Source organism: Vibrio sp. R10-SG3-ISO3 (assembly GCF_059834225.1).
The window spans coordinates 23176-47816 of sequence record NZ_JCBDHE010000050.1 but is presented as its reverse complement, the minus strand read 5'-3'; the positions used below and the strand labels follow the sequence as shown (position 1 = coordinate 47816).

Sequence of the window (24641 nt, the reverse complement as noted above, 5' to 3'; positions counted from 1 at the left end):
CAAGCGCAATTAGAAGCGCTTGCCCAAAGGCACTGGCAACAAGCGCTCGACTGCGATGCCCTCAAGCGCGCTATTCATCAACACGCCAAAGCGCTTTGCTTTGGCCACAGTTTGTGGTTTGAGGATATCGAGCTGCATTTGGCGCACCCCGCTCTGCCCCTCATTAAATACTATGGCGCGCTGCTTTATTGGGACGGACAGACCCCAAAAGAGCGTCTGTGGGCGCGGCATTTAACCTACTGCCGCACCCTCACCATCGCCTTGTATCACTACGCGCGTTCGCCGCGCTCAGCCCTCTCTTACAATGCCCATTCTCTGACGGTGTCATCGCCCTCGACCAAAGAGTGCCTCTGCTTTGGTTATCGAGCCAAGAGCGGCTGTTACCGTCTCAATGAATGGCGATACCTCCTACTGCCGATGCCCTGGGAGCGCTAAAGGACATGCGCCAACACACCTTGGCGCCGCTCCTCGCCTTTAAATTGGCAAAAACGAACAACTGCGACTATTGTAATGTAATTGTTGCATATATGTATCATTATAAGACTTTCTCATCATGGAGGTTGGCTATGGGTTTCACACGTACACACTATTTCGCGGCGTTGCTCAGCGTACTGCTGACAGCATGTGGCGGCGGCAGCGACAGCTCGTCATCGACGGGCGGCAACGCAAGCGCGAGCACCTTGGATGTCAGCGGGTCCGTCACCGCACCCGGCGGTTCGGTCGCCATGCTGGAGCACCGCTCGATGATTGAGCGCGTCTTCGATGAGGTTTTTCCGCCTCTCTACGCGGGCATCACCGGATTGCAACCAGTGACCGGCGCATTGGTTGAACTCATTCGAATCGACGATAATGGTAATCAAGTCGGCGACGTCCTTGCGACCACCTACACCTCGATCACCGGTGATTACACCCTTACAGTACCCGAAGGCGTCTCTTTAGCCGGTAACTTAGTGGTCAAAATCTCGGGCAACAACGGCATTGATATGCGCGCGCAAGTCGTTCAAGAGTCGGTCGATATCTCACCGGCAACCGAGTTTGTCTTGCGTAAGTTTATCCAATCGGGCACCGACCTCGATACGCTCACGACGGCCTCGGTCATCAAGTTAAAAGGCCAAGTGGAAGAGTTCGATTTGACCAGCAGCAGCGACATGTCGACGATGTTGGCTGCGCTCGATAATGAAGTGGGCGAGTTTGTCGACCAGCAAATCGCCTCCATCAACACCACCACGTCATCGGCGGTAGATATTTCTGGCAACTACCGACTGTCAGAGATGGTCACCGGTCTGCATGACGGCGACTGGGGTACGTACGCACTCGATCTGTATTACTCGTCCGTTGCGCTTACCGGCGACAGCAATGGCAATGTCGAACTCGTCTTAACTGACAATGAAGGGGCATGGGGGAACATGAGTGGAAATGACGACAGTAACAACTACTCAGCCGTCTATTATCCCGAAATGGAGGACGATGAAACCATCAGCGCGACCTATGACTCGGCGGGCGTGTTGAGCATAGACAGCGAATTTGAAGAAGAGATCGATGGCGATTGGGGCTGGCGCTCTCCCCCACACTCCACCAAGTTTCAAAAGGTCAGTGACATGGATGTGGCGTTTAGCCTCAGTGCCTACAACGCCGCTCGCTACGCGACTATTGATACCAATGAGGATGGCACCCAAGATGCCCTCGACCCCGATGGCTACAGTGGTGCGGAAGTCGGTCGCGGACTGATACTGCTGGCAAAACAGCCGAGCAACATGTCCACCTCGGATTTGACCGGCGATTTTGGCCGCGTGTATTTAGGCTCTCGCTTTACCAACCAAGGTGAGGTGGAAATTGAAGCGGAAAGCAATGTGTTGACGTTTTCAGGCAGCGGAACGGTAGACATTTCACAGGCGACTCAACAACACCTATCTAGGAGTAGTGGCTATTCGGAAGAGACCATTAGCAGTGAAACTGGCATCGCGATTGTCACTGACGCCACAGGGGATGTAACCTCAGTCGGCGGCGAGAATGCCGATGGGTTTGTGAACGCAGACTACAATTTCTTGGTGTTTTACAATGCCAGTGGAACAGATGGTACGGACATGGAAGTAGACACGACGCTGGCGGTGAAACTGCCATCATCGGCGCCAGTGTTAACCAATCGAACCTACAAACTTATCCTCAGCAACGCGGCAATGCTCGGCCAAAAGTTTGAGCTTCTCCACTCAGGGTTCTCCACCACGCTCACCTTTAGCTCTGAGACCGCCGCTGAGCTTACCGGGCCCATCACCAACATTGACTTGCCCTCGTTAGGCGCGTCACTTGAAACCACGAAGGAAACCGTGACATTGAGCGCCACCTCATCGGTGGCGGCGAATGGCTCAGCTACCCTCACTGTGTCCGACGACGAGGGTTCAGTCACCATGACTGGCTACTTTAATGAGTCCGCCAGTTTAGGGGTATTTACGAGCGCGACGGCGGATACAAACTCAGACCCTGATGGGTTGGGTCTGGCGGTGTTAGTGGAAATTGAGTAAGCGCATCGAGTCGAGTGGTTGGCTACCACAGACAATATGGATGTGCTTACCGCTCGACTTTTTCATCACATCTTGACAACAGCGCCTCAGGATTCTCGATAGGAGGAGTCTGAGGCGCGTGATGTGAAGCAGGGCAAGTTATTGACTAAGCGTTTTCGTAAAAACTGGTTTCGTTGAGGCCGAAGACATTGGGGAGTTCTCTTTTTAGCTATTGTCGCTTCCTTACGTTCTTGTTTAAGAAGTAAAGAATAGCGAGCTATTTGATTTAAAAGAGAAAAAGGAGGGATTTCGGGCATTCCGAACGTAAGCGCATCATAAACCCCGCATTCTAATCAACTAGCACGAATAATAAGATCAAGTGTAACCGTTCACCAGCAGGTTATTGACTAAACGTTTGCGTAAAAACTAGTTTCGTTAAGGTCGAAGACATTAGGGTATGATTGCTGTGAGATCACAGCAGTTGAAATGCGAGTTAGAGTCTCGAGCGAAGATTCCTGCCTCTTCTTGCAAGTTTCTATGAGCGAGTGCACCCTGTCTCGGAACTTATCGCCTGCATCTGAGGTTGTGCCATAACTAATTTTTCGTTGAATGACGAAGCCACGCAACCGTCGCTCTACTTCATTATTAGTGAGAGGGATTTTGGGGTTGGTTAGGAACAGCCATAAACTTTGACTATGCTCTTTAAGTTTTCGACATCGCCCTTGATAACGCTGAATCGGGATTTGGCTTGCGCCCTTTTCCAACCATAGTTCAAAACGACATCATAGACGACTCACTCGATCTCGATATAACGCGTCATCGATTTTGCCAGCTTCCCAACGATGGCGAGTTCGAAAGACTAATTGGCTGAGCAGCACAAGGCGTTGACCTATTTTCGCGGTATGGCCTTTACCTGAGTAATCGGCAATTTGTTGTAGATTGCGAATGACATGCGACCAACATAATTGATGTTTGTCCTGTGAAAGCCAGTTGTACCCGCTATATTGGTCACTGACCACGATGCCACAATAATCTGAGTCCAGTACTGTTTTTGCTGAATGCGTAGAGCGAGAGTAAAGGATTTTTTCATAGACCAAATCATCGCTTGCGACCAGCCAGCACCAACGTAGACGCTCTTCATCATTTCTCGAATGCGACGTTTCATCTACATGTACCAGTGGCGCAGATTGTATATTGGTTTTGATTGCTTGATGCAGTGGCGTGAGCATAGAGGCACAATGCGGCTTTGCGCCTCACTTATGGCACCAACAGAGAAGGTCGTGCCAAACTGCTCTTGCAGTAACGAGCGTATTTTTCGAACGCTGAGATGATATTGACCAGCCAGTATGGCGATATGACTCATTAAATTTGGTCCCATGACCCCTTGAGGAATATCGCTTGGTTTTTGTGCTTTTACGGCCTCTCCGCATTGCGTGCATTTGCCTGAGTAGAGCCGATATTCGGTAATGTCTATACGCGGTGGTGGGATTTCATGAACTTGATGGCGATAAAACGGTTTTTCACTCATTTCGAGGTTACTGTCACTGCAGCAAGGGCATGTGTTTTCAGGGTAACAATCAACAACAGTATCGGATTCTTTTAGTTCTGGGAGTTGTCGTTTGTGCCCTTCGTGACCCTGTTTAGCTCCTCTCGGATTGCGACCACTAGAGCTTTTAGCTTTTTTCGTTCAGCCCGCTCTTTCGGTCCATCGGATGAAGGGGATTTCGAAGAATTAGCGCTACTCGTTTTTAGCCTATCTTCGTAGTGTCGTAATTGCTCCCATAACTCGGATATCAACGCATTAGCTTCATTGATATCCGATGCAATAGGTGGTGTAGATGAGAATTTGGATTTTTTCTTAGTCATGTGGATAGCATGAACGCTAGAAATGATCACTCAACAGGTAAAGTAGGGTCCAGTGCGCTTTTTTGTGTCAATGCGTTGCTGGTGAACGGTTACACAAAGTCGCTTATCTAAGCCAAGGTTTCAGACCTGTAAGCCGGTATACATCGTACGCCATAATTGTATTCCAAATAATCATACTTATCAATAATGATATAGCTGCACCGATTTCGTTATATATTGGAACTAAGATAACAAGTAAAAAAAATGTTACTGTACTTGTGAATATTAAGGTTCTTATTGAATATCTTTCATTTCCTGTCATATTTAATATTACACCAACCGAGCCTAGACAAACATTAAATATTTGAGAAAAACTTAAGATATATAATACCTTTGACGCATCAATATAATCACTACCAAACACAAGAGTGATCAATTCTTCTCCAAAAATAATATAGGTAAGCGCTACTGGCAAAGCACAAATTGAACTTAAACGAACACTTTTCGTTATCAAGTTTTGTGTTTTACTATCATCTCCCAAACGGTAATAACTTGCAATCTTCGGCGAACAAACAGTATTCACGGCTTGCAAACTTATTGAAATAACAAGTATTCCTTGCGCTGCGACTTTAAAGAAAGCAACTGACTTCTCATCAGAAAAGAAACCTAAGATCAATATTGCAATTTCAAAATTTAGTGAAGAAACTATAATAAATAAAGACAACGGTAGTAGACTTGATAGCCAAGTCATGCTTTTGTATTCTGGTGTGATATCTTTTAATTGACAAGGCATAACCTTATTAAAAATAATGGAGCTTATCAATAAAGTAATCAACAATGCAGTGACTTGCATCTCTAAAATAAATATTAAATTAATATTTTTACCATATAATAAATGGATAGTTATTATCGCTAAAAAAATTGACGGAAATATAAAGTTCAGTGGAAGCTGAGATAGAAAGGGTTTTTGTAAACCATTTATAATTGCCATTTGCTTAGTGAGCAAAGACTTTATTGGAATAAGAATCAACAAAATATAAGGCAGAAACTCCAAATACCCAAAAAGTTGCATAAAAAAAACAAAAAAAACAACCAAAAAGGAGACAGACACTGTAAAGAAAGCTGCCCATCTTATTAATCCCTTCAAAAGAAAAAACTTATTCTCAACTACGTAATAAGATATCTCTCGAACAAGTAACTGAGGCAAGCCTGCTGTTGATGGAATAATAGCCATAGCTAATATCGACATTAAAAAACTATATTGACCAAAATCAGAAGCACCAAGATTACGAGCGATAATAACACCTAAAATTAAATATATCCCTTTACCAACGAAATTAACGCCTGCAGTACTTAAAAAAGTTTTGACAAATTTAAATCCCATATACCCACATTATCTATATAAAAGCAAACTTTATCCAATTAGAGAAAGAATTAACTTTGCTTTCTTTTTTGAATCGAAATTATTCAAGGCGTATATTTTTATGTCTTCCTCAATTTCTTTAAGTAAAGACTTACTAAAATAAGAATCTAATGCATCTGCGAGGCTGGCAATATCACCTAGAGGAACTAATTTCCCATTTAAGTTATCTAAAATAGCATCTCGACAACCAGGTACATCATAACAGACCGATGGGATGCCAAAAGCGCTAGCTTCCATTACACAAACAGGGAAACCTTCTCTAACAGATGGCAATATAAGAACATCTGATGATGAATAGTATTTTCTAATATCACTTTGATAACCGACAAATCGTACAGTATCTTTAAACTCCTTAGATATATTATCTATATCTTTGTCATTCAAAGATGAGGGATTGTTAGTATATTTATCACCAACGATTAACAATTCGATATCGGATCTCTTTTTTGATAACAACCTAAAGGATGATATAACATCATTAATACCTTTATCTTTAATCAAACGTCCAACATAAATAATTCTGAAATTATTTTCATCTACACTTTTATCTTGATTAAAATAATCAACATCAATACCAATACCACCTGAAATAACTGACGATTCATCTCCAATCAATCTAATTTCGTCCTGATTACAGAATAAGTTATTACCTTTATTAAGAGACAATAAAAATCTAGCTAGCATCTGCATTACTGTCGATTTTGAAAATAGAGAACCCAATCCTTCTACTGATACTAACAATCTTTTTCTATTACATAATAGAGTAGGAAAACACATGAAATATGTTACAAGAAAAAAGCAAATAAAATATGACTTTTCAGTTAAGATCGTTTTAATGATAAAGTAATTCATCATTATATATGAAAAAACAGATCCGATACGGCTTGAAAAAAAAGGAATTTCTGTTACTTCACAGCCGATGTTAATTAATTTACGCTTTGCTTCAGAACAATCATTTGGTGATATAATCTTAACGTCATACCCTATATCAAAAAGATGCTTAATAAGAACCTTTCTAAAAACCCAAGTTGTTCTAAGAGAGTTTTGTACTATCACGACTTTTTTCATAGACACAAACTTCTGTATATATCTTCCCATTTGTCTGACACTATTTCTGAAGAATAAAAATTTCTAACTGTAGACTTACACCTTTTAGAAATTTCTTTATATTCTTCTTCATTTAACGATAGCGCTTCCTCTATAGCGTCAGATACGCTACTCGGCTCTTCAGGGATGCACAAAAAGCCAGATCCATTTATTGACAACACTTCTGGTATAGCACCAACCGATGTTGATATGATAGGTAAACCATTTGACATTGCTTCTAATATCGATATTGGTAATCCTTCGTACTTAGATGTCATTAAAAAGTAATCACCAATAGCGAGAATATCGTTTACATCATTCCTAGCCCCAAGAAGATGAATTTTAGATTCCAATCCTTTGCTAATTATCATATCGTGAATGGCATCATAATCATTTCCTCGACCAACAATTAAAAAGTGTACATTTTCTTTATCCAGATTTGAAACGGCATTAATTAAAGTAGGATAATCTTTCACATCTTCTAATCGACCAACTGATATAAATAATTTTATTCCTTTCTTATTGTCTATTTTTAAAAACCTAAGAATATCATTTTTAAAACACTCTTTATTGAAAGCATCTGAATATTCTGATTTAACAGCATTATTCACAACAAACGATTTTTTTTTGTCAAAGTAGCCTTTTTCTATATAACGAATTAAACCTTCACTACTCACATGGGTTGCTTTGTCCGGTAAAAACCTTGTTAATCCATAAATAAAACCCAAGGAGTTACTTCCCTCATATACACTATGAGCGGTATTTATAAGTTTGAATTTTACAAATAGCCTACAGACATTACATAAAATATTTGCATGGATCATGTGGCTATGTACAACATCAGGTTTCATTTTCTTAATATAACTTAAAAGTTTAACGATTGAACGTATTTCCACTCTACTAGGAGTCATATCAAGTGATAATATTTTAACTCCTTTCAATAAAAATTCATTTGCTATTTCCTTTGGTGTTGTCATTGATATCACACATACTTTATGGCCTCTACTAACCAACTCTGATGATAAATAAAGAAGTTGTTTTTCAGCACCGCCGTAATCTAGACCAGTAATCAAATATAATATATTCATATCATTCTTCAACATTATTTTTTTGTAAGCGTTCACCAGTCCCCCATTGACAAATCAACTGTGAGCCAGCGCACTTGATCTACTTTTTCTTCTTGAGTGATCATTTCCAGCCTTCATGCTGGAGATATGAGAAAGAAAAAGTCCAAATTTGCAGAAGCAGCACCTATTGCATCTGATATCAATGAAGCCAACGCGTTCATCGAAGAGCTGTGGGAGCAATTGCGCCACTATGAAGATAAGTTGAAAACCAGTTGCTCTAATTCTTCAAAACCGCCTTCTTCCGAAGGCCCGAAAGAACGGGCTGAACGAAAAAAGCTCAAAGCCCTGGTGGCCGCAATCCGAGAGGAGCTAAACAGGGTCACTCAGGGAGTCAACGACAACTCTCGAAGCTGAAGGAAACTGACACAGTCATCGACTGCTTACCTGATTCAACATGTCCGTGCTGTGGAGAATCGAAGATCTCTGTTCACGATAACCCGTTTTATCGGCATCAAGTGCACGAAATACCAAAGCCAACGGTCGATATTACTGAGTATCGACTATTTTCAGGCCAGTGCCGATATTGCAATGAGGTCGTTAGAGCAAAGAAGCCTGAGAATGTCCCGCTGGGCATTATGGGACCCAACCTGCTCAGCTATATCGCTGTGCTGGCAGGGCAATATCATTTAAGTATCCGCAAGATCCGTTCTCTGCTAAAAGAGCAACTGGGTACAACATTCTCTGTTGGTGCTATCAGCGAAGCACAGACCAAAGTTGCGTCAATGCTGACCCCTTTACACCACGCAATCCGAGACAGCATCCAAACAGCACCGCTGGTTCATGTTGACGAAACTTCCCACCCTCGCAATGGTGAAGAGAGCTTGCGTTGGTGCTGGCTGGTAGCCAGTGAAGACCTTGTCTACGAAAAGATTTTGTTCTCTCGTTCAGCACATTCAGCCAAGGCCATGTTAGGTGCGAATTATACTGGTCTGGTTGTCACCGACCAATGCCCAAGCTACAACTGGCTGAAGCCAGAAAAACATCAACTGTGCTGGTCGCATATAAAGCGAAATCTACAGCAAATAGCCGATTATAGTGGCGCTGGTTACACGGCTTATGTTGGTCAGCGCCTGACACTCATCTCCAATATGGTTTTTAGAACACGCCATCGGCTTGAAAACGAAGAAATCCAGTACGATCAGTATATCTGGCGGATGAACAAGCTTAGAAAATCGTTTGAACACTGGCTTAAAAAGGGCAGTGGTATAGTCGTGCAGCGTTACAAAGGTCGGTGTGAAAAACTACAATCCCATCGGCAAAGCTTATGGCTGTTCTTGACTGATACCTCGATACCGCTGACCAACAACGAAGCGGAACGTCGAATACGTGGTTGCGTCATTCAGCGTAAGATTAGCTTGGGTACAACATCGGATGCTGGTGACAAGTTCAGGTGTAGAATGCATTCGCTTGTCGAGACCTTTAATAAGCGAGGCATGTCTACCTTGTCTGCGCTAACAGAAATCGTGCAGGCTGTTACCCTTAGCCAGTCTTATCCCAATATCTTTAGCCTGTAATTCACTAGGTCAAGTACCTACTGATGAACGCTTACATTTTTTTTATCATAGGTACAGCCCAAAATAAATATTACGTAAAATATAAACTTATATCTGGCCATTGTTCCATGATTAAATACTACCAAACCATATATAACACTAGAAACTAAAATAAAGCAAATCCAAAAAAATTTATTTTTGTTTGATTTAAACAAATATATATATATTATAAAGATCAGTAATATTAAATTCTCGAAAGACTGAATTAACTCAAAGTAGTTACTTGCACTCCAAGGCAAAGGCTCAAGGAAAAAGGAAAACGAACCAATAATGCCAAAATAAATAAAATCATAAAATGTTGATATCATCGGCACTACCCCTTCCCCGCCATCTTCATAATACATTGCCATTCGATAAAAATTTATTTCTTCTACTGCTATTGGAAATATTAACACGAAAAGTAGCATACCAATCAAAGCCATTAATAAAAGTTTCTTATAATTGATTTCTTTTTTATCTAGCTTTAATATAGAAAATGTAAATATCAAAATGAATCCTAAAAAAGCATTTTGAAATTTCAAAAACAATAAAGGCAACATCAATAAAGCTGATAATACTGTATGACCTTTTAGCAACTGTAAAATTGATATTATCATTAAAAATAAAATTAATGTATCCCTTAGCCCTAATGATGAGTATAGGGCTAAACTTGGATACATTAAATAAAACAAAGCTGTATAGTGAGAGTTTTTAGTATCGGAATATATTAAGTAAAAAAGTAGGATATATAAAAAAACACTAGCAAAACCCAAGCTATTGACTGATATTATAAAAGGGATCGGCACTAGACCCAGTAAAATAGAAGCGTACTTTATGGTAGAAACAGTAGACATTAATTCAAAATTAAAATCTCTGAAATGTAAAACACTTTCAAAGTACTTATACTGATCAGGCATATACCTTGGACTAAACAAAACACCATTTAAAATAAAGGGAAACACACAATGGGCATAAAGGATAATTGAATAAACTTTTGGCAACCTAAGCTTAGTACTAATAAAAAACACTAACAATATGCAAACTAAAAAATTAGGCAAATCATAAAAAAACCCAGGTAAATTATCATTTAAAAAACCAAGTTCTTGAACTGATTCATAATTAATTACCATCACTCAAACCTGTAGTCAAATGCTTCTATATCTTGACTATATATCTTAGATATTATATCTACCATTTCATCATCATAGTAAAACCTGTAGTCTCTTTTATTAACTTTATTATGATGTGAAACTAGCAATTCTCTTTTTATACTGCTCTGAACAAATTTCATTGAGTCATTTAATCTTTCTATTTTCCCAATATAATCAACAAGCAGTTTATTTTCTTCAAATAAGAAAAACTTTTGACTCTTAAATATATAATCTAATTTTTCAATATCATTTCTTACCAGCCATTCTTTTACAAATAACTCAAATGTATCAAATTCTTTAATTTGATATTGTTTAGGATTAAAAACCCCCATAGTTTCAGTTCGTCCTTTTTTTGCAAAATGATACGAAGAAACCACACGGTCCCAAGGGTTTCTAACTATTCCAAAGGAAAAACAATCTTCATATAGGTTGGGAAATTTATTTTTGATCTCCAAAGCTGAATAGTGGCCCAAAGTTCGCCCGTATATTGCATGATTAATACTTGTGCCAGCAACTTTTGGTACATGAATAAATATACATTTTGCCTTTTTCCAATATAAATATCTTCGATATATATTTATTTCATGTTTAAAATCTTCTATCATGCTAATCTTTGTCATATGTTCTACCTTCAACAATCAACTTTTCATATTCATTTCCAGCAAAGTCGACTGTAAACCTTTCAAGATGCTCTTGAAGGCCTTCTCTAGTTTGCATATAATTTTTTTTCAAAATAACATCAACAATTTTTTGTACATCATGAATAGGTGTAAGATTACCAAACTTCCCATTGGATAATATTTCCCTTGGCCCACTTGGGCAATCTACAGAAATAACTCTTAAACCTTTAGAAAGTGCTTCTATCAAAACTGTTGGTAATCCCTCCCACTTAGATGTCATGATATATATATCATAATCATTCTCCATCTTTCTATATATGTCAGAGTCAAAACCTTTTAGAGAAACAATATTCTTCAGATTTAATTTATTTATCTTATTTTCAAGCTTTTCTCTTAATTCACCTTCGCCAAATATATCAATCTTAAAATCGATTTTATTTTTCATCAATGATTGTGCGACATCAATCAGCATTGAAAAGTTTTTTTGCTCAGTTAGACGACCTACACTTACAATCTTTAGTTTACTTTCATTTATTTCTCGATTTAACTCTTTGACAATATCTTCTTTTCTTATTGCTGGATTATATATATACGTGCACTTTCCTGATGGTAAATCATAATATCTTATAATGTTATCCATACTGCCTTTGGATACACAAACAATTTTTTCAACACTTTTACAGCATAATTTATGGATAAACTTATTAACGAAGAACTTGAAATTTTTAACTTGTTCTCGGTCTCTTATTTCTAAGTTGTTATGTATAGTGAATATAGGTACAACGTTACTATAAAACAGTGTAGCTAATCTTGATATTATATTAGGTATGTCAGAAAATGATACTACTCTATCAATAGATAATTCTTTTATTATCTTTCGGACATGAAACGTTCTTTGCATAATATTTCCATATGGAATTTTTTTTATTATTACTCCATTTTCAACAAAATATTGTTGTTCATCATGCTTCCAATATATTATAGTTACATTATACATTTTTCGAGATAGGTAGTTTGCTAGTAGAGTTGCTACACGCTCAGCTCCCCCACCTCCTAAACCAGGAACCAGTATCATTATGTTCATTTTTTTCTACCAAATGTCTAAATTTGAATATTAATTTATATGTTGCTAATTTTAATTTAGATGTGATAATTTCAAGTAACCCTTTTTCCTTTAAGTCGAATTTATGCTGCTTTTTATATCCGAGCTCAATATAGTCATCCTCATAAAACCCATATACCCTATTAAGTGTCTTAGTAGAAATAGTAAGATTATATTCAACAGAAACATTCACTCTTTCCGAGTTTTCTACATTTTTCAATAAATATTTATGTTTTATTTCATCAATGATGGCATCTAACCCATCTTCAAGTTTATATACATCCACTTTATCTGACAGATAGCAAACTTGTGGTTTTATATGATTGTCTAAAATATTCTTATTTTTTTTGTAAGATGAAAAACAAAAATCCACAAAAGAATCAAAATCAAGAAGCCTTTTACACCACTTATCATTTCCTCTTCTATATTTATATTCACTTACAATTCGATTTAGAGGGTCTCTTACAATTGCAAAATGATACTTGCATATTTTTTCCAATCCCCATTTTTCTAATTCAGATAAATCTAAGTGCTGAGGGGTTACTTTACCGAAAATTCGATGTTCCGATAAAAAAGACATCTGGTATTTACTAATGATACTTTTTTCAAATGAACTACCAGCACATTTAGGTATATGTAAATACAGTATCAAATCTTTTTGGTCATTTATAATTACAGGCATTTTGATTCATTTTTAAATTATAAAAATTATGCTTAAATAGTATTTAAGCATAATTGATGAACACAGAAGATTAAAAATTAGCTAATCTTTATACATCCCCACTCTGGGAAGTGCTTACATATATAAGTGTTTAGATCTATTTCAAGTTGAGAGTATACTCGATCATTCCCTACTTCATTAATCATATTATCAACCATACCAGCACCAACAGTTACATTGGTATGACGATCAATCACAATAAATGCACCTGTTTGAGGAAGGATCTTGTAGCTATCGACAGCAACTTTATCAGCCAAAAAAAATACTTGATAGTGCAATTTCATTCAGGTCAAGTATTTCACTGCTTTCCGCATGTCGCTACAACGTATTTACATCAATTTTATGTGCAATTTCTGTAACCTTACCTGTACAAGACTTAGTAGCAAACTTAAAAGTGTACTCTTTGTGGGTACGCATTGGGTCCTCACCCATCCAAACTATGTGCGCTTCCACTTTGTTGGTCACTATAGGTCCATGTCCCGAATGAACAAGCATATCTCCACGAGATACATCAATTTCGTTGTCAAGGGTTACTGTAATTGCTTGTCCAGGATATGAGGTTTCCAGCTCACCGTCATGAGTATAAATCGATTTAATCCGGGAGTTTTTCATGATCTTGCCCTGGCATACCATTTCCCCAAACCCAATTTTTAGACAAAAAAAAGTCCCAGTAACTTTACAGTCGCTGAGACGTTATTGTTTGATTTGGAGACACCGCAACATCCTTGACGCGTTTACAACTCATTAATTTCATTCTTGTTTGGGGCTTAACCCCAATAGTCACCATTCATGCAAAGACGCTACCGCCCGTTGACATTGCGTTGGTCACATTACGCAAACATTCACATTGTGTGCGACGTCTAACGCCGCGCTCATACGAGCTCATACTTTAGGCTGATTATGAGCGCTTTTATTATGCACACCGTTGTTCAGAATACAATTGAAAATTAATGTAAATTGTTGCGTAGCGCGACCGGGCATCAAACGCGATCGCCTGCCCCTTTGCCCAGTACCGTTTGAATAATGCAAAGGAAATACTGCTTGAGTGTTAGCTCTTTAATCATGCGAACATCCCACTCAACTAATAGTTCAGGTGTCGACATATCAATATCATTGATTTGCGCTAAACCGGTAATTCCTGGCCGAGCTTCATACACCCCTTTCGCTTCACGAAGTGCAACCAATTCGGTTTGATTGAAAAGACAGGGCCTTGGACCGACGAGACTCATCTCTCCCTTAAGAACATTGATCAACTGCGGCAACTCATCGAGCTTGGTCTTGCGCAAAAATCCGCCCAGCTTGGTCACCGAGCTCTTGCCCACAAGGTGCGTCGCAACGGACGCGGTTTCAACCGGCATCGTGCGAAACTTGATCAGTGTAAATGGTCGCTGAAAACGCCCTACTCGAGTTTGAAAAAACAATGGAGAGCCGGTATCAAAAAAGCCCATCACACACACTATAAGGAGTACGGGCCAAAGTAGCAGTAACCCTACCAGCGCAAAAATAAAATCCAACCAACGAATCACGATTTACTCCTGTTTTTGTCTTTGTTTCGTGTCTCTATAAAATGCGTGACGGTCCGTACAATACCTTCATGAAAAGGAACCACCGGTAACCAGTCCAGAACCGATTGTGTTTGCTCAATGTCCACCTGTAAGTTGCCGCACAATCGCTCCGCCACGCCGGGCTTTCCGATGCTCTTTGCGACCCATTGAATCCAGCGCATTGGGATCGGTATCAGCGCCGACGGTTTTCCCATTGCTTTTGCCACCGCTTTCAATAATTGTGTGGTTGAGACATCCTCGCCATCGGACACTAAAAAAGTATGCCCACTCGCATGAGGATGCTCACAACTGGTCAGCATCAAATCCACCAAGTTATCGAGGTAGACGAGGCTGCGCGCGTTGTGGATCGCGCCAAGTGGCAAAGGCAATCCTTTGGCCACCCACCCCATCATGGATTGAAAATTGGCCTTCACGCCCGGCCCGTAAACTAGCGGCGGGCGAATGATCACCAGTTCCATATTCGTGCGCTCACACAAGGCTTTCAGCGCCATTTCCGCCTCATACTTACTTAGGCCGTAGGGATCATCGGGGACATCGCATACATCTGGCGTAAAAGGCTGACCGGCCAAAGTGCGCTCGCCATTGACTTTAATGGAGCTGACAAACACAAAGCGTTTAACGCCTGCTTTCACCGCTTGCTCAGCAAGATGCAAGGTGCCATGAGTATTCACTCGGCGATACGCTTCTAGAACGTTACTTTCACTCTCTTGCATTTGATGGACCCGAGCGGCGCAGTGAATGACACAATCAACATCGTCAAACGCGCCTTGCCAATCGGTCTTGGCATCCAAGGCTTGGATCGCAAACGAGGACTCAGAAATCGGCTTAGAGGATACTCGGACAACGCCCACCGCCTGCCAGCCTCTCTGTTTCGCCAATTGCATGACGCGAGCGCCAACAAAGCCGTTACTCCCAGTGACTAATACCTTCATTTTCCCCCTGCGCTAACCGGCGCTTTTCTCGTACAAAACAATGTGTGAGAACACAATTGGGGCAAATGATACCGTTTTCCTCTAGCGTTTGACATTAAAGGTTTCTAGAATACAGGCGACATAATAAAAAATAATAATTTTCAGCTGGCAGTGGTATTCGATGTTCACCCCAATTCAACTTCTTCTTAATGCCAGTCGCCGAAACAAGCGGCTGATCACCATTCTCTATGACATCCTTGCGGTGATTGCCTCGCTGTATTTGGCCATTGTGTTTCGCTTGGGTACCACTGAGTTCACGATTGGGTTTGACGAATTTGCCAGTCTTGTGGTGACGCTGGCCGTGACCATTTTCAGCTTTGCCAAATTAGGGATGTACCGAGCTGTTTTGCGCTACATGATGCTGCCAGCGGTAGGGTATATCTTCTTTAGCGTCTTACTGTCGACCTTAACACTGGCGCTCAGCGGCTTCTTCTTTCACTCCTTTATTCCTAGAAGCGTGCCGTTTATTTATGCCGGATTAGCGATTTTGACACTAGGTGGCCCGCGAATCTTCATTCGCACCATCTATTATCATTATTACCGTCGCCAAAAGCCCAATGTCTTCATCTATGGGGCGGGCTCTACCGGTCGAGACTTGGCCTATGCCCTCATCCAAGGTGATGAATACCACCCCGTAGCTCTGCTAGACGATGACCGCAGCAAATCTGGGCAAATCATGTTTGGCATTAAGGTGTACCACCCTTCAGAGTTCGAGCAGCTCCAGTCGCTCTATCAGCCTGTTAAGTTGCTGCTCGCTATCAACAACATCAATAAAGGCCAGCGCTTACGATTAGTGGAGAAGCTTTCCAACTGGCCGATTGAAGTGCAATCGGTGCCATCGGTCGAAGACATCGCAGCAGGCCGAGGCAGCGCAACAGAAATCAAAGACTTGGCTGTCGGTGATTTGTTAGGCCGCGCGCCTGTCGACCCAGACACCGAGCTCATGTCACAAAACATCACGGGAAAGAACGTCATGGTCACCGGCGCCGGTGGCTCGATTGGCTCTGAGCTTTGTCGCCAAATTCTTGCTCAAAAGCCGGCAACCCTGCTTCTCTTTGAGCTCAACGAGTACAACCTGTACAAAATTGACCAAGAGTTAAACGGCATCAAGGCAAAACTCCAATCCGAGACAAAACTCGTTGCGGCGCTAGGCTCAGTGCAGAAAGAAAACCGCTTAACCAAGTTGATGACGGCGCACCGCATTCAAACCGTGTATCACGCTGCTGCCTACAAGCATGTGCCGCTCGTAGAAGACAACATCGTGGAAGGGATTCGTAACAATGTCTTTGGCACCTTTGCCTGCGCGAATGCTGCCATTGAAACCGGCGTTGAGAACTTTACTTTAATCTCCACCGACAAAGCGGTTCGCCCTACCAACATAATGGGAGCGAGTAAACGACTCGCTGAACTGGTATTGCAGGCGCTGGCCGATAAGCAATCTTCCACCGTCTTTACAATGGTTCGCTTTGGTAATGTTTTAGGCTCTTCGGGCTCTGTTGTACCGCTTTTTAAAAAGCAGATCCGTTCGGGCGGCCCTGTGACAGTGACGCACCCCGACATTATTCGCTACTTTATGCTCATCCCTGAGGCCGCGCAGTTGGTCATTCAGGCAGGCGCGCTAGGGCACAATGGACAAGTGTTTGTGTTAGACATGGGTGAGCCGGTTAAGATTTTAGACTTAGCCAAACGTATGATCCACCTGATGGGGATGAAGGAATACACCGCCAACTCACCAGAGGACGGTGACATTGAAATCAAGTTCACGGGTCTTCGCCCCGGAGAGAAACTCTATGAAGAGCTGTTGATTGGCGATAATGTCCAGGGAACGGGCCATCAAAAAATCATGACCGCTTGTGAAGACAAGCTGGACTGGAAAGCAATGAAGCAACTGTTGGATGAGCTGGATACGTGTTGCCACAATTTTGACGTGAGCTGTATTCGACGTATCTTACTTGATGCGCCGACTGGCTATACACCCCGCGAGAACGAAAGCTGATTTATGACTGTCTTTATTTCTATTGTAAATCACCATCACGACGCAATGATTGTCGAGAACCCGACGCTGCCGACACTTGCCCAACATTTTACGATCATCATAAAATCCAACACGCAGCCAACATCCGCACTCACCGACTTCTGCCGTGAGCATCATATCCAGCTACTCCAAGGTTCTAAACCCAAGGGATTCGGGGCCAACAATAATGAAGTGTTTCAGTACGTTAAATCGCACCTGAGCCCAACCGGTGAAGACTTCTTTTTGGCACTGAACCCTGATGTTGAAATCGACGCAAGGAGCGTGTCAGAGTTGGTAACACAAGCGACTGAGTACCAAGCCGACATCTCGGCAATCAACCTCTACACCGACAAGTCGCTGAGCACTTACGATCGCTCTATTCGACGCTACCCAAGTCTATTGTCACCATTAAAGTCTTTCGTTGGGATACCCAGAAGTGATGTCTACGACAAAAGCAAAATTGACAAACCAACGCGAATCGAATGGGCCGCTGGTTCTTTTCTACTCTTCACTGTCCATAGCTTTGAGGTACTGAGCGGCTTTGATGAACGTTACTTCATGTATTTTGAAGATGCGGACATCTGTACGCGTGCGAACAAGCACAAGTTAAACGTTTATTACTTTCCCAACATCAAAGCCGTCCACTTTGCATCTCATCAAAACAGACGGCTTCTATCCAAGCATTTTATTTGGTATTGGCAAAGCTCTCTAAGGTATCAATTGAGGCTACATTGGGGAGTTTGATGAGCCCTGTTTCCGTTTTTTGTAAAAAAGACCATCCCTCACACCCCTAACCAAGGACTTAAGGTGTCCGACTTTCTCGTCAGTAAAGACAACGAGAAAAGCTTGATGCACAATAGAAAAAATGACTTCTCTTAAACTCGTCAGTTTAGGCACGTGCGAGTATCTAAGTAAGAAAAATGAGTTTCGAATCCGATAGTAACGCCTAGCCGCCGAATGGACAGGAACACGCCACCTCAAAAACTTAAAGTTGTTCGTGCCAATTTCATGCTCCATGACTAAGCGTGGCTCCACCAAAATCGGATATCCTAGCTTACGCGCTCTTAAACACCATTCCGTATCGACATAATCGATAAATAAAGTCTCATCCATCAAGCCTACTCGGTTGAGCGTCCCTTTTTTCACTGCCATTCCGGAAGAAATGATACAAGACGCTTCTGTAGGGTGAGCATATTGACTAGGTAAACGCTTTTCTCTTAGACCCCAGTGATTTAATTTGATGACCGGATATTCAAACTTAGACACACGATTGTAAAAACGGGGGCCGAGTACAAGTGCGCTGCCATAGTCACGCTCTAGCTTCTGATACGTTTCTTCGACCTGCCTCAAATAATCGTCACCAATCGATGAGTCTTGATCAAAGAACACCACAAGATCATCGTCATCGTTCTTAAGCTGCCTTATAGCAATATTTTGTGCCTCAGCTATGCCAAGATTGGCCTCCAAACAAATGAGCTCCACTCGTTCGAACGACTGACAAACCTGCGCAAGCTCTTTGGCATTTTCACTGCCATTATCTACCACTATTACGCGGTTGCCATTTGCCTGACAAGCGCTCAGTAAGGAGCCAACACTCGGCAGAACGGGGTGAAAGGTGATAATGATTGATGATACTGACAAAAGAACTCCTATAGACAATAGCAATGCAGAGAACAACAAACAAAATTACAACGGCATCACTACCCAGCATTGACTAGCGACATCAAACAAAAATATCACCAGAATGGCGGTTATAAGATTACAGTGGCGCTCGTTGCCTTAGAAGATAAAAACCAGAAAGCAGTGTGGCCATCAAACCAAACAGCATTGCTAGCCACAATGTACAAAAGCGAACGACTAAAGCGACAAACGCCCCCACAGACAAAGCAACGTCAAACTGATGCAGCAAGTATACAATCGCCCCCTCCGTCACACCAATGCCACCGGGAATAAAGGAGACAGCGCCAGAAAGCATCGCAGCAGGATAAATAGATAAAGCCGAAACAAAGGGAATCGACAAATCAAAAACAACACAGCAGTACACTAATGTTAGCGCTGTCAGAGCCCACGCCGCGCTACCTAACCCCATACACACAGCAAAAAGGCGAAAGTTAAGACTCGCGTGCATGTTCAGAAGAACTTTATAGCTAAGGAGTGCAAACCTAGTAATATATCGACTGTTTAACTTCCGTACACTTTTACATAACTGACGACTTACCGATATTTTAACAGCCAAGAACGCGAGAATAAGAATGATGGATAAAATAGCCACGGCAACAAATATTAAACTTGGAAAGCTAAAAAATACGAAACTCGCCAATATCAGTACGACCAGTAGATCAAAGGTGCGCTCTATCAAAAAGCTAGAAACAACCTTATCTGAAGAAACCCCAATACCTTGATAATATACAGCTCGCGTTAACTCACCAACTTTCCCTGGAGTTGCAGTATATGCAAAGCCAGCGATATAGAAACACATACCACTCACAAAGTGATGCGAATGATCATGGTGCCTCATTAACACGTGCCATCGAACGTATCGAAGAAAAATACTCGAAGCAAATAGAAAGAACAGCACCAATCCGTCAATAGGGTTGAGGTTTACAGCTACCTCATGGGGAATGTGCTCCGAGAACACCGTCCCCAGTAACACATACCCTATTGAGATCAGGGTAAACGCAAATATCGCTGAGCGAGACATACGAGATGTTGATTTCATCGCGACTAACGAAAAGATAGTCGCTTGTGGCCAACGTAACTGGTAAAGACCGGCACGATAACACCAACCAAATGCGATATTTCTTCCACGTAGTGAGTAATACCCAGAGACGGTAGTCCGTAATTGGCCAAAAACATGCTCACCGCCCAAGTCTGCACAACCGCCGCCAAGTTCACCAAAACAAAATAAAAGGCAGACTTCGAAACCGAATTGGTCGCACTCCGAAAGACAAAAAGTTTCGCGAGTACGAAAGCTGTAATCATTCCGGTGATATAAGCAAAAACTATCGCTGTGGAGAAGCTAACATATTGGCTGTACAGTACACGGCTGCCAAAGTTGACAGCCGCTGCAAACCCACCCGTACATAAAAACAGGAAGAACTGATTCGACAGCATTGGTATCCGCATATTATTTAAATACCTTATTCGCGATATCGGTACCAAATCGAATACCCTCTGATACCCCGCGATCTTCTGGGTAGTAATACGAGGTATCTGCAACATATAGTCCTTCAACAGGTAAATCGACCGGTGGTAATTTTTCTAAGAAACCTGGATCACAAATAGGTTGCGCATATCGATAACGACTCACATGGATATCTATGAAGTCTGAATCTTCAAGTTCAGGGTTAAGAAGCTTAAGGTGCTTCTTAACCTTCTCGACGAACGTTTCATTGGAGTCTGAATACTTTTCGTGTTCAGCTGGCATGTAATAAGGCACATAGACGATATGGTCATCGAGAGGGTTTAGGTTGCTATACTCAACAATCCCAGGGATATCCATTCGACTGTCGTTGATGTTGAGCCAAAAGTTTTCGGTAACTGCTTTTTTCAATTTCGCAATCACACAAACAACAGCGATGTTGGAGAGTGCTTTAAACTGCTCTAGCTCTTTTTCTGGCAATTGCGGGATAATACGTGGAATGTACGGTGCAGGGACAGTACTAATCACGTTTTCGAACTCTAGAAATTGACCATTTACGTCCAATCCCACAACTTTGCCATCTTCGATCTCGACTTTTCGAACAGGAGAAGATAATTCAATTTTCCCTCCGAGTTCCTCTATTTTATCTTTCATGGCAATGAGAAGAACCTCTGACCCACCTTCTAGGTAGCCTAGCTTTTCTTCCATCATACTATAACGCGAATTACCAATTCGCTTGATACGGGTCCATATCCAAGCAGCCGATAAGTTATTAGAAAAGTTATAAAACTTTAGATCAAACAAGCTTTTCCACATCACATCATATGCTTGCTTCCCAACCCATTTTTTGATCCAGCTGGACGCTTCTTTTTTATCAAGACCAGACCAATCAGACCGTTTTGTGGAAGTAAAAGCATGCAGGCCGTAGCGAATTTTAGACACCAAGCTCAACTTTGGAAATTTTAGAAGTGCAATCGGATTCCCCCAAGGAAATAACTCTCCTTGGTAGTAATAGCCCATTTTCGTTTTCGTCCACTTCAGCTTATCATCCAAGCCCATCTCTGAAATCATGTCAAAATGAGGTTGGTCGTTTGCACATATAAAGTGGTAATAACGCTCAATGTTTAGACCACCAAAATCAAAAGACGCCGTCATACCACCAACGCGATCATCGGCTTCGAAAACAGTAACCTCATGACCATTTTTTACCAACTGATAAGCAACGGCTAAGCCCATTGGCCCTGCTCCCAAAACTGCTACTTTTTTACTTTTCATCTAAAATTCCAGTTCAATCTTGCTATATGTAGGGTGACAGAATGTTTCATCAACGGCATCGTCAAAACGAGTCGCAACAACGCCAAACTCACCTTCCCAATCGATAACTTCGAACTCATCGCATGCAACAAGAGCATCAAGTTGATCGGCAGTGAATGGTGGGTTCTTGTCAAACACGGCCCAGATCTTTAACAGTACAGAAAAAAGAGTGAAAGGTATCTTGAGAATCAGGGTTTTGGCTTTAATCGCACGTTTGATACTACGAATAATGTCGATATAGTCGACTTGCTCAAGGCCGCTAATGTTGAATATGCCACCAACACGCTGCTGTTCAATACAGCTAATAATGATGTTCGCAAAGTCACCGACATAAAGAGGTTGGCGCATGTAACGCCCATGGCCTGGGATAGGGAAGATCGGAACTTTTTGCATAAAGCGAGAAAGCCAACCTAGGTGTTTGCGATCAAACCAACCAAACATCAGCGTAGGTCTCAGCACAACACAATCAATACCACTAGCAAGCACTAACTCTTCTTGCTCTTTCTTAGTATTTGTATAATCGTCATCGGCTACAGACTTAACCACCGAGGAACTAATATGTACGGTATGCGGCACTTTATAGCGTTTTATGGCATCAAGAATGTGACGTGTTGAAGTGATATTGTTGCGAACAAACAGCTCGGTTTCTTTAGCACCGATTTGAGCTTGTAACATTACAACACAGTCGGCATCTTCGAAGTGCTCATTCCAACTGCCAGGCACTGCTAAATCTGCATATTCAACGTGTATATCAGGATGCATACCCTTGAGAACTTCAATGTTTGCTCGATGCTTGTCAAGCACAACTAAGTTATGAAATCCTTTCTCTTTCAATCTTACGATTAAGTTCTGACCTACTAGTCCCGCCCCTCCGGGTAATACTATTTTCATGTTTGATAATCTCTTTAAATGTTCTAATTTTGAGCAACACAATATGCGTTAACACTATGAATCGTAACTTCACCAGCCCCAACAATAGGGTCTAACCTTAAATATCGGCTGCCACTTGAAATAGCGAAGTGATAAATTCCTTCTCCTTGGATCACAGGCAAGCGAATACTAGATTCCTCACTCATATTTTCGTTATCACTGAAGAATAACTGAACCGTTTCATGTGCACTTCGAGTGTTAGCGACTAATTCATAAAGTGCATAATCTGTACTACATGGGATGGATTCAAAAAATATTCTAGAGTCATGCTCAACAACTAGAGGCTCTCCATAGCCATTAAATACCTTAACATTTTCAAACTTGAAACTTGATTCTGGGAGCATACGCTTATTCTCAATCTTCTCAATCGAACTATCAATCTCTGGGTACAAGTACCAACCAGGAACCACAGGGTTAATCGGAACCTTAAGACCCTCGACTCTTCCACTGTATTCCGAGTAAGCACGCCAATTTAAATCATGATATTTAGAACGAGGAGCAACCTCGTAGAAAGAATATAATGACACGACTATCAAAAAACCAAAGAATATTCTTTCCTTTCTCTCGCCATTAAAAAAAATCACGAAGAGCAACATATTAAACAATACGTACGGAATGTAAAAATATCTCTGGCCCGCTCCGTAAGAGGTTAAAATTTGCGGGTCATGCTTATGGGAATATAGACCTGCAAAGCCAAATGCAAAGCACATCCCCAACAACGCCAATATATAAAAGTCCACATCTGATTTCATTCGTGAACTAAAAACCCTAAAAAGAGAAAAGATAGAAACGGATAGAAACATTACTAAGGATGTCGTATTTCCTAGGGCTATAAAATACCCCCCCATAAAGTTCCCAAACAAAGCCTCAGTCCACTTATCCAACTCTAAAGAAATCGAACCTTGGCTCAACCCACGGGGCGTTGTCGCTATCAGCGTACCTTGTACAACAAATGCAAACAGCCAAACAAGGTATACTGTCGTATTTCTTGACAAGTCTTTATAATAATACAACCTGAGAAATATCAGAGGTAATAACAATATTACGAACGGTCCAGTTAACCCAAGAAAAAAAATGAGCAAGTAGATCGCTAATCGAGAACTCTTTTTGTACGAACTAAAATCCTTCACGAGAAATAGACAGGTCAATAAGACTGCCGTCACCCATTGAATATTAGTTAGGTTAGAAAATATCTCACTGCCTACTGGAGCTAGAACAAGCGCAAATGCAATTGAAATCTTAGTTGATTTGCTAAGATTAAAAGGTAATGAACTGATTAAGCAGACTGAGAAACATATAACAAACCACGATGTGATGTTATACAGAAGAGGCATGAACTTTAACGGAACGTTTACCTCATTAAATACACTGGAAAATACCCTCTGTATTGTATGTAAATACCCCGCATATGGAGTTACGACAGACTGAAAACCAAGTTCTACTGACTGAGTATAGAACACTGTCGCATCTTCTGCCCAAAACTGAGGATTTGTGAAAGCATCCTGAGTCCTGAAGAAATTTACAAGCAAAACAAACAGAGACAATAATATCAGCTGAGAAATAACTTTGGCTTTTGATTGGTAAGAACTCACCGCTGCTC

Annotated in this window: 22 protein-coding genes and 2 pseudogenes; 6 read left to right on the top strand and 18 right to left on the bottom strand. The window is 41.3% G+C overall.

From position 1 onward, the window contains the following. Together AC6R1A_RS15965 and AC6R1A_RS15960 are read left to right on the top strand one after the other, a co-directional pair. Nucleotides 1-435 (top strand): hypothetical protein (locus AC6R1A_RS15965; protein ID WP_500646199.1); only part of this gene is annotated, 435 nt, incomplete at its 5' end. 131 nt (nucleotides 436-566) lie between these two features. After that, entirely contained in the window at nucleotides 567-2519 is a 1953-nt protein-coding gene (locus AC6R1A_RS15960; RefSeq protein WP_500633216.1) for a hypothetical protein, read from the top strand. 386 nt (nucleotides 2520-2905) lie between these two features. On the opposite strand, the pseudogene tnpC (AC6R1A_RS15955) reads toward AC6R1A_RS15960, so the two are convergent. From tnpC (AC6R1A_RS15955) to AC6R1A_RS15935, 5 genes and pseudogenes are all read right to left on the bottom strand, one after another. After that, nucleotides 2906-3727: pseudogene (gene tnpC, locus AC6R1A_RS15955) on the bottom strand (IS66 family transposase). A gap of 370 nt (nucleotides 3728-4097) precedes the next feature. Beyond that, nucleotides 4098-4364 carry a DUF6444 domain-containing protein gene (locus tag AC6R1A_RS15950; protein WP_500633214.1) on the bottom strand — a complete coding sequence of 89 codons (267 nt, stop codon included), beginning with the start codon at nucleotides 4362-4364 and terminating at the stop codon, nucleotides 4098-4100. A 103-nt stretch (nucleotides 4365-4467) separates the two neighbouring features. Beyond that, nucleotides 4468-5727 (bottom strand): oligosaccharide flippase family protein, encoded by a 1260-nt coding sequence (locus AC6R1A_RS15945; RefSeq protein ID WP_500633213.1) that lies wholly within the window; start codon nucleotides 5725-5727, stop codon nucleotides 4468-4470. Between the two features lie 30 nt (nucleotides 5728-5757). After that, nucleotides 5758-6834 carry a glycosyltransferase gene (locus tag AC6R1A_RS15940; RefSeq protein ID WP_500633212.1) on the bottom strand — a complete coding sequence of 359 codons (1077 nt, stop codon included), beginning with the start codon at nucleotides 6832-6834 and terminating at the stop codon, nucleotides 5758-5760. After that, on the bottom strand, nucleotides 6831-7976 hold the full coding sequence (locus AC6R1A_RS15935; RefSeq protein ID WP_500633211.1) for a glycosyltransferase: 1146 nt from the start codon (nucleotides 7974-7976) through the stop codon (nucleotides 6831-6833). The genes AC6R1A_RS15940 and AC6R1A_RS15935 overlap by 4 nt, the downstream gene beginning before the upstream one ends. Before the next feature lie 90 nt (nucleotides 7977-8066). On the opposite strand from AC6R1A_RS15935, the gene AC6R1A_RS15930 reads away from it, so the two are divergent. Further along, entirely contained in the window at nucleotides 8067-8333 is a 267-nt protein-coding gene (locus tag AC6R1A_RS15930; protein ID WP_500633210.1) for a DUF6444 domain-containing protein, read from the top strand. Continuing rightward, entirely contained in the window at nucleotides 8330-9493 is a 1164-nt protein-coding gene (gene tnpC / locus AC6R1A_RS15925; protein ID WP_500633235.1) for an IS66 family transposase, read from the top strand. The genes AC6R1A_RS15930 and tnpC (AC6R1A_RS15925) overlap by 4 nt, the downstream gene beginning before the upstream one ends. Before the next feature lie 17 nt (nucleotides 9494-9510). Here the strand turns inward: tnpC (AC6R1A_RS15925) and AC6R1A_RS15920 are convergent, their stop codons facing one another. The 7 genes and pseudogenes from AC6R1A_RS15920 to AC6R1A_RS15890 all read right to left on the bottom strand — a co-directional run bounded on the left by AC6R1A_RS15920 (nucleotide 9511) and on the right by AC6R1A_RS15890 (nucleotide 15602). Then, nucleotides 9511-10641, bottom strand: coding sequence for a hypothetical protein (locus AC6R1A_RS15920; protein WP_500633209.1), 1131 nt, complete (start codon nucleotides 10639-10641; stop codon nucleotides 9511-9513). Further along, complete coding sequence (locus AC6R1A_RS15915) at nucleotides 10641-11282, bottom strand: sulfotransferase family 2 domain-containing protein (protein WP_500633208.1); 642 nt, start codon at nucleotides 11280-11282, stop codon at nucleotides 10641-10643. The genes AC6R1A_RS15920 and AC6R1A_RS15915 overlap by 1 nt, the downstream gene beginning before the upstream one ends. After that, the gene (locus AC6R1A_RS15910) at nucleotides 11269-12357 is read right to left on the bottom strand and encodes a glycosyltransferase (protein WP_500633207.1); all 1089 of its coding nucleotides are present in this window, start codon (nucleotides 12355-12357) and stop codon (nucleotides 11269-11271) included. Before AC6R1A_RS15910 ends, AC6R1A_RS15915 begins: the two co-directional genes overlap by 14 nt. Next, nucleotides 12320-13066, bottom strand: coding sequence for a sulfotransferase family 2 domain-containing protein (locus tag AC6R1A_RS15905; protein ID WP_500633206.1), 747 nt, complete (start codon nucleotides 13064-13066; stop codon nucleotides 12320-12322). The genes AC6R1A_RS15910 and AC6R1A_RS15905 overlap by 38 nt, the downstream gene beginning before the upstream one ends. 77 nt (nucleotides 13067-13143) lie before the next feature. Next, nucleotides 13144-13714 (bottom strand): annotated as a pseudogene (locus AC6R1A_RS15900) (elongation factor 1-alpha C-terminal domain-related protein); the annotation flags it as partial. A 371-nt stretch (nucleotides 13715-14085) separates the two neighbouring features. Continuing rightward, nucleotides 14086-14634 (bottom strand): sugar transferase, encoded by a 549-nt coding sequence (locus AC6R1A_RS15895; RefSeq protein ID WP_500633234.1) that lies wholly within the window; start codon nucleotides 14632-14634, stop codon nucleotides 14086-14088. Beyond that, nucleotides 14628-15602: a UDP-glucose 4-epimerase family protein gene (locus AC6R1A_RS15890; RefSeq protein ID WP_500633205.1), complete on the bottom strand. Its 975-nt coding sequence runs from the start codon at nucleotides 15600-15602 to the stop codon at nucleotides 14628-14630. The genes AC6R1A_RS15895 and AC6R1A_RS15890 overlap by 7 nt, the downstream gene beginning before the upstream one ends. Nucleotides 15603-15762: 160 nt before the next feature. On the opposite strand from AC6R1A_RS15890, the gene AC6R1A_RS15885 reads away from it, so the two are divergent. Both AC6R1A_RS15885 and AC6R1A_RS15880 read left to right on the top strand, forming a co-directional pair. Continuing rightward, entirely contained in the window at nucleotides 15763-17637 is a 1875-nt protein-coding gene (locus AC6R1A_RS15885) for a polysaccharide biosynthesis protein (RefSeq protein WP_500633204.1), read from the top strand. Between the two features lie 3 nt (nucleotides 17638-17640). Continuing rightward, nucleotides 17641-18399: a glycosyltransferase family protein gene (locus AC6R1A_RS15880; RefSeq protein WP_500633203.1), complete on the top strand. Its 759-nt coding sequence runs from the start codon at nucleotides 17641-17643 to the stop codon at nucleotides 18397-18399. Here AC6R1A_RS15880 and AC6R1A_RS15875 read toward each other — a convergent pair. From AC6R1A_RS15875 to AC6R1A_RS15850, 6 genes are all read right to left on the bottom strand, one after another. Further along, entirely contained in the window at nucleotides 18382-19296 is a 915-nt protein-coding gene (locus AC6R1A_RS15875; protein WP_500633202.1) for a glycosyltransferase family 2 protein, read from the bottom strand. The genes AC6R1A_RS15880 and AC6R1A_RS15875 overlap by 18 nt on opposite strands. Nucleotides 19297-19414: 118 nt before the next feature. Next, complete coding sequence (locus AC6R1A_RS15870; RefSeq protein ID WP_500633201.1) at nucleotides 19415-20356, bottom strand: lysylphosphatidylglycerol synthase transmembrane domain-containing protein; 942 nt, start codon at nucleotides 20354-20356, stop codon at nucleotides 19415-19417. Between the two features lie 23 nt (nucleotides 20357-20379). Next, the gene (locus AC6R1A_RS15865; RefSeq protein WP_500627411.1) at nucleotides 20380-20769 is read right to left on the bottom strand and encodes a GtrA family protein; all 390 of its coding nucleotides are present in this window, start codon (nucleotides 20767-20769) and stop codon (nucleotides 20380-20382) included. 13 nt (nucleotides 20770-20782) lie between these two features. Then, entirely contained in the window at nucleotides 20783-22072 is a 1290-nt protein-coding gene (locus tag AC6R1A_RS15860) for an NAD(P)/FAD-dependent oxidoreductase (RefSeq protein WP_500633200.1), read from the bottom strand. Continuing rightward, nucleotides 22073-23002, bottom strand: coding sequence for an NAD-dependent epimerase/dehydratase family protein (locus tag AC6R1A_RS15855; protein WP_500633199.1), 930 nt, complete (start codon nucleotides 23000-23002; stop codon nucleotides 22073-22075). It lies immediately after the preceding gene. Nucleotides 23003-23025: 23 nt separating this feature from the next. Further along, entirely contained in the window at nucleotides 23026-24633 is a 1608-nt protein-coding gene (locus AC6R1A_RS15850; RefSeq protein ID WP_500633198.1) for a hypothetical protein, read from the bottom strand. Nucleotides 24634-24641: the final 8 nt, after the last annotated feature.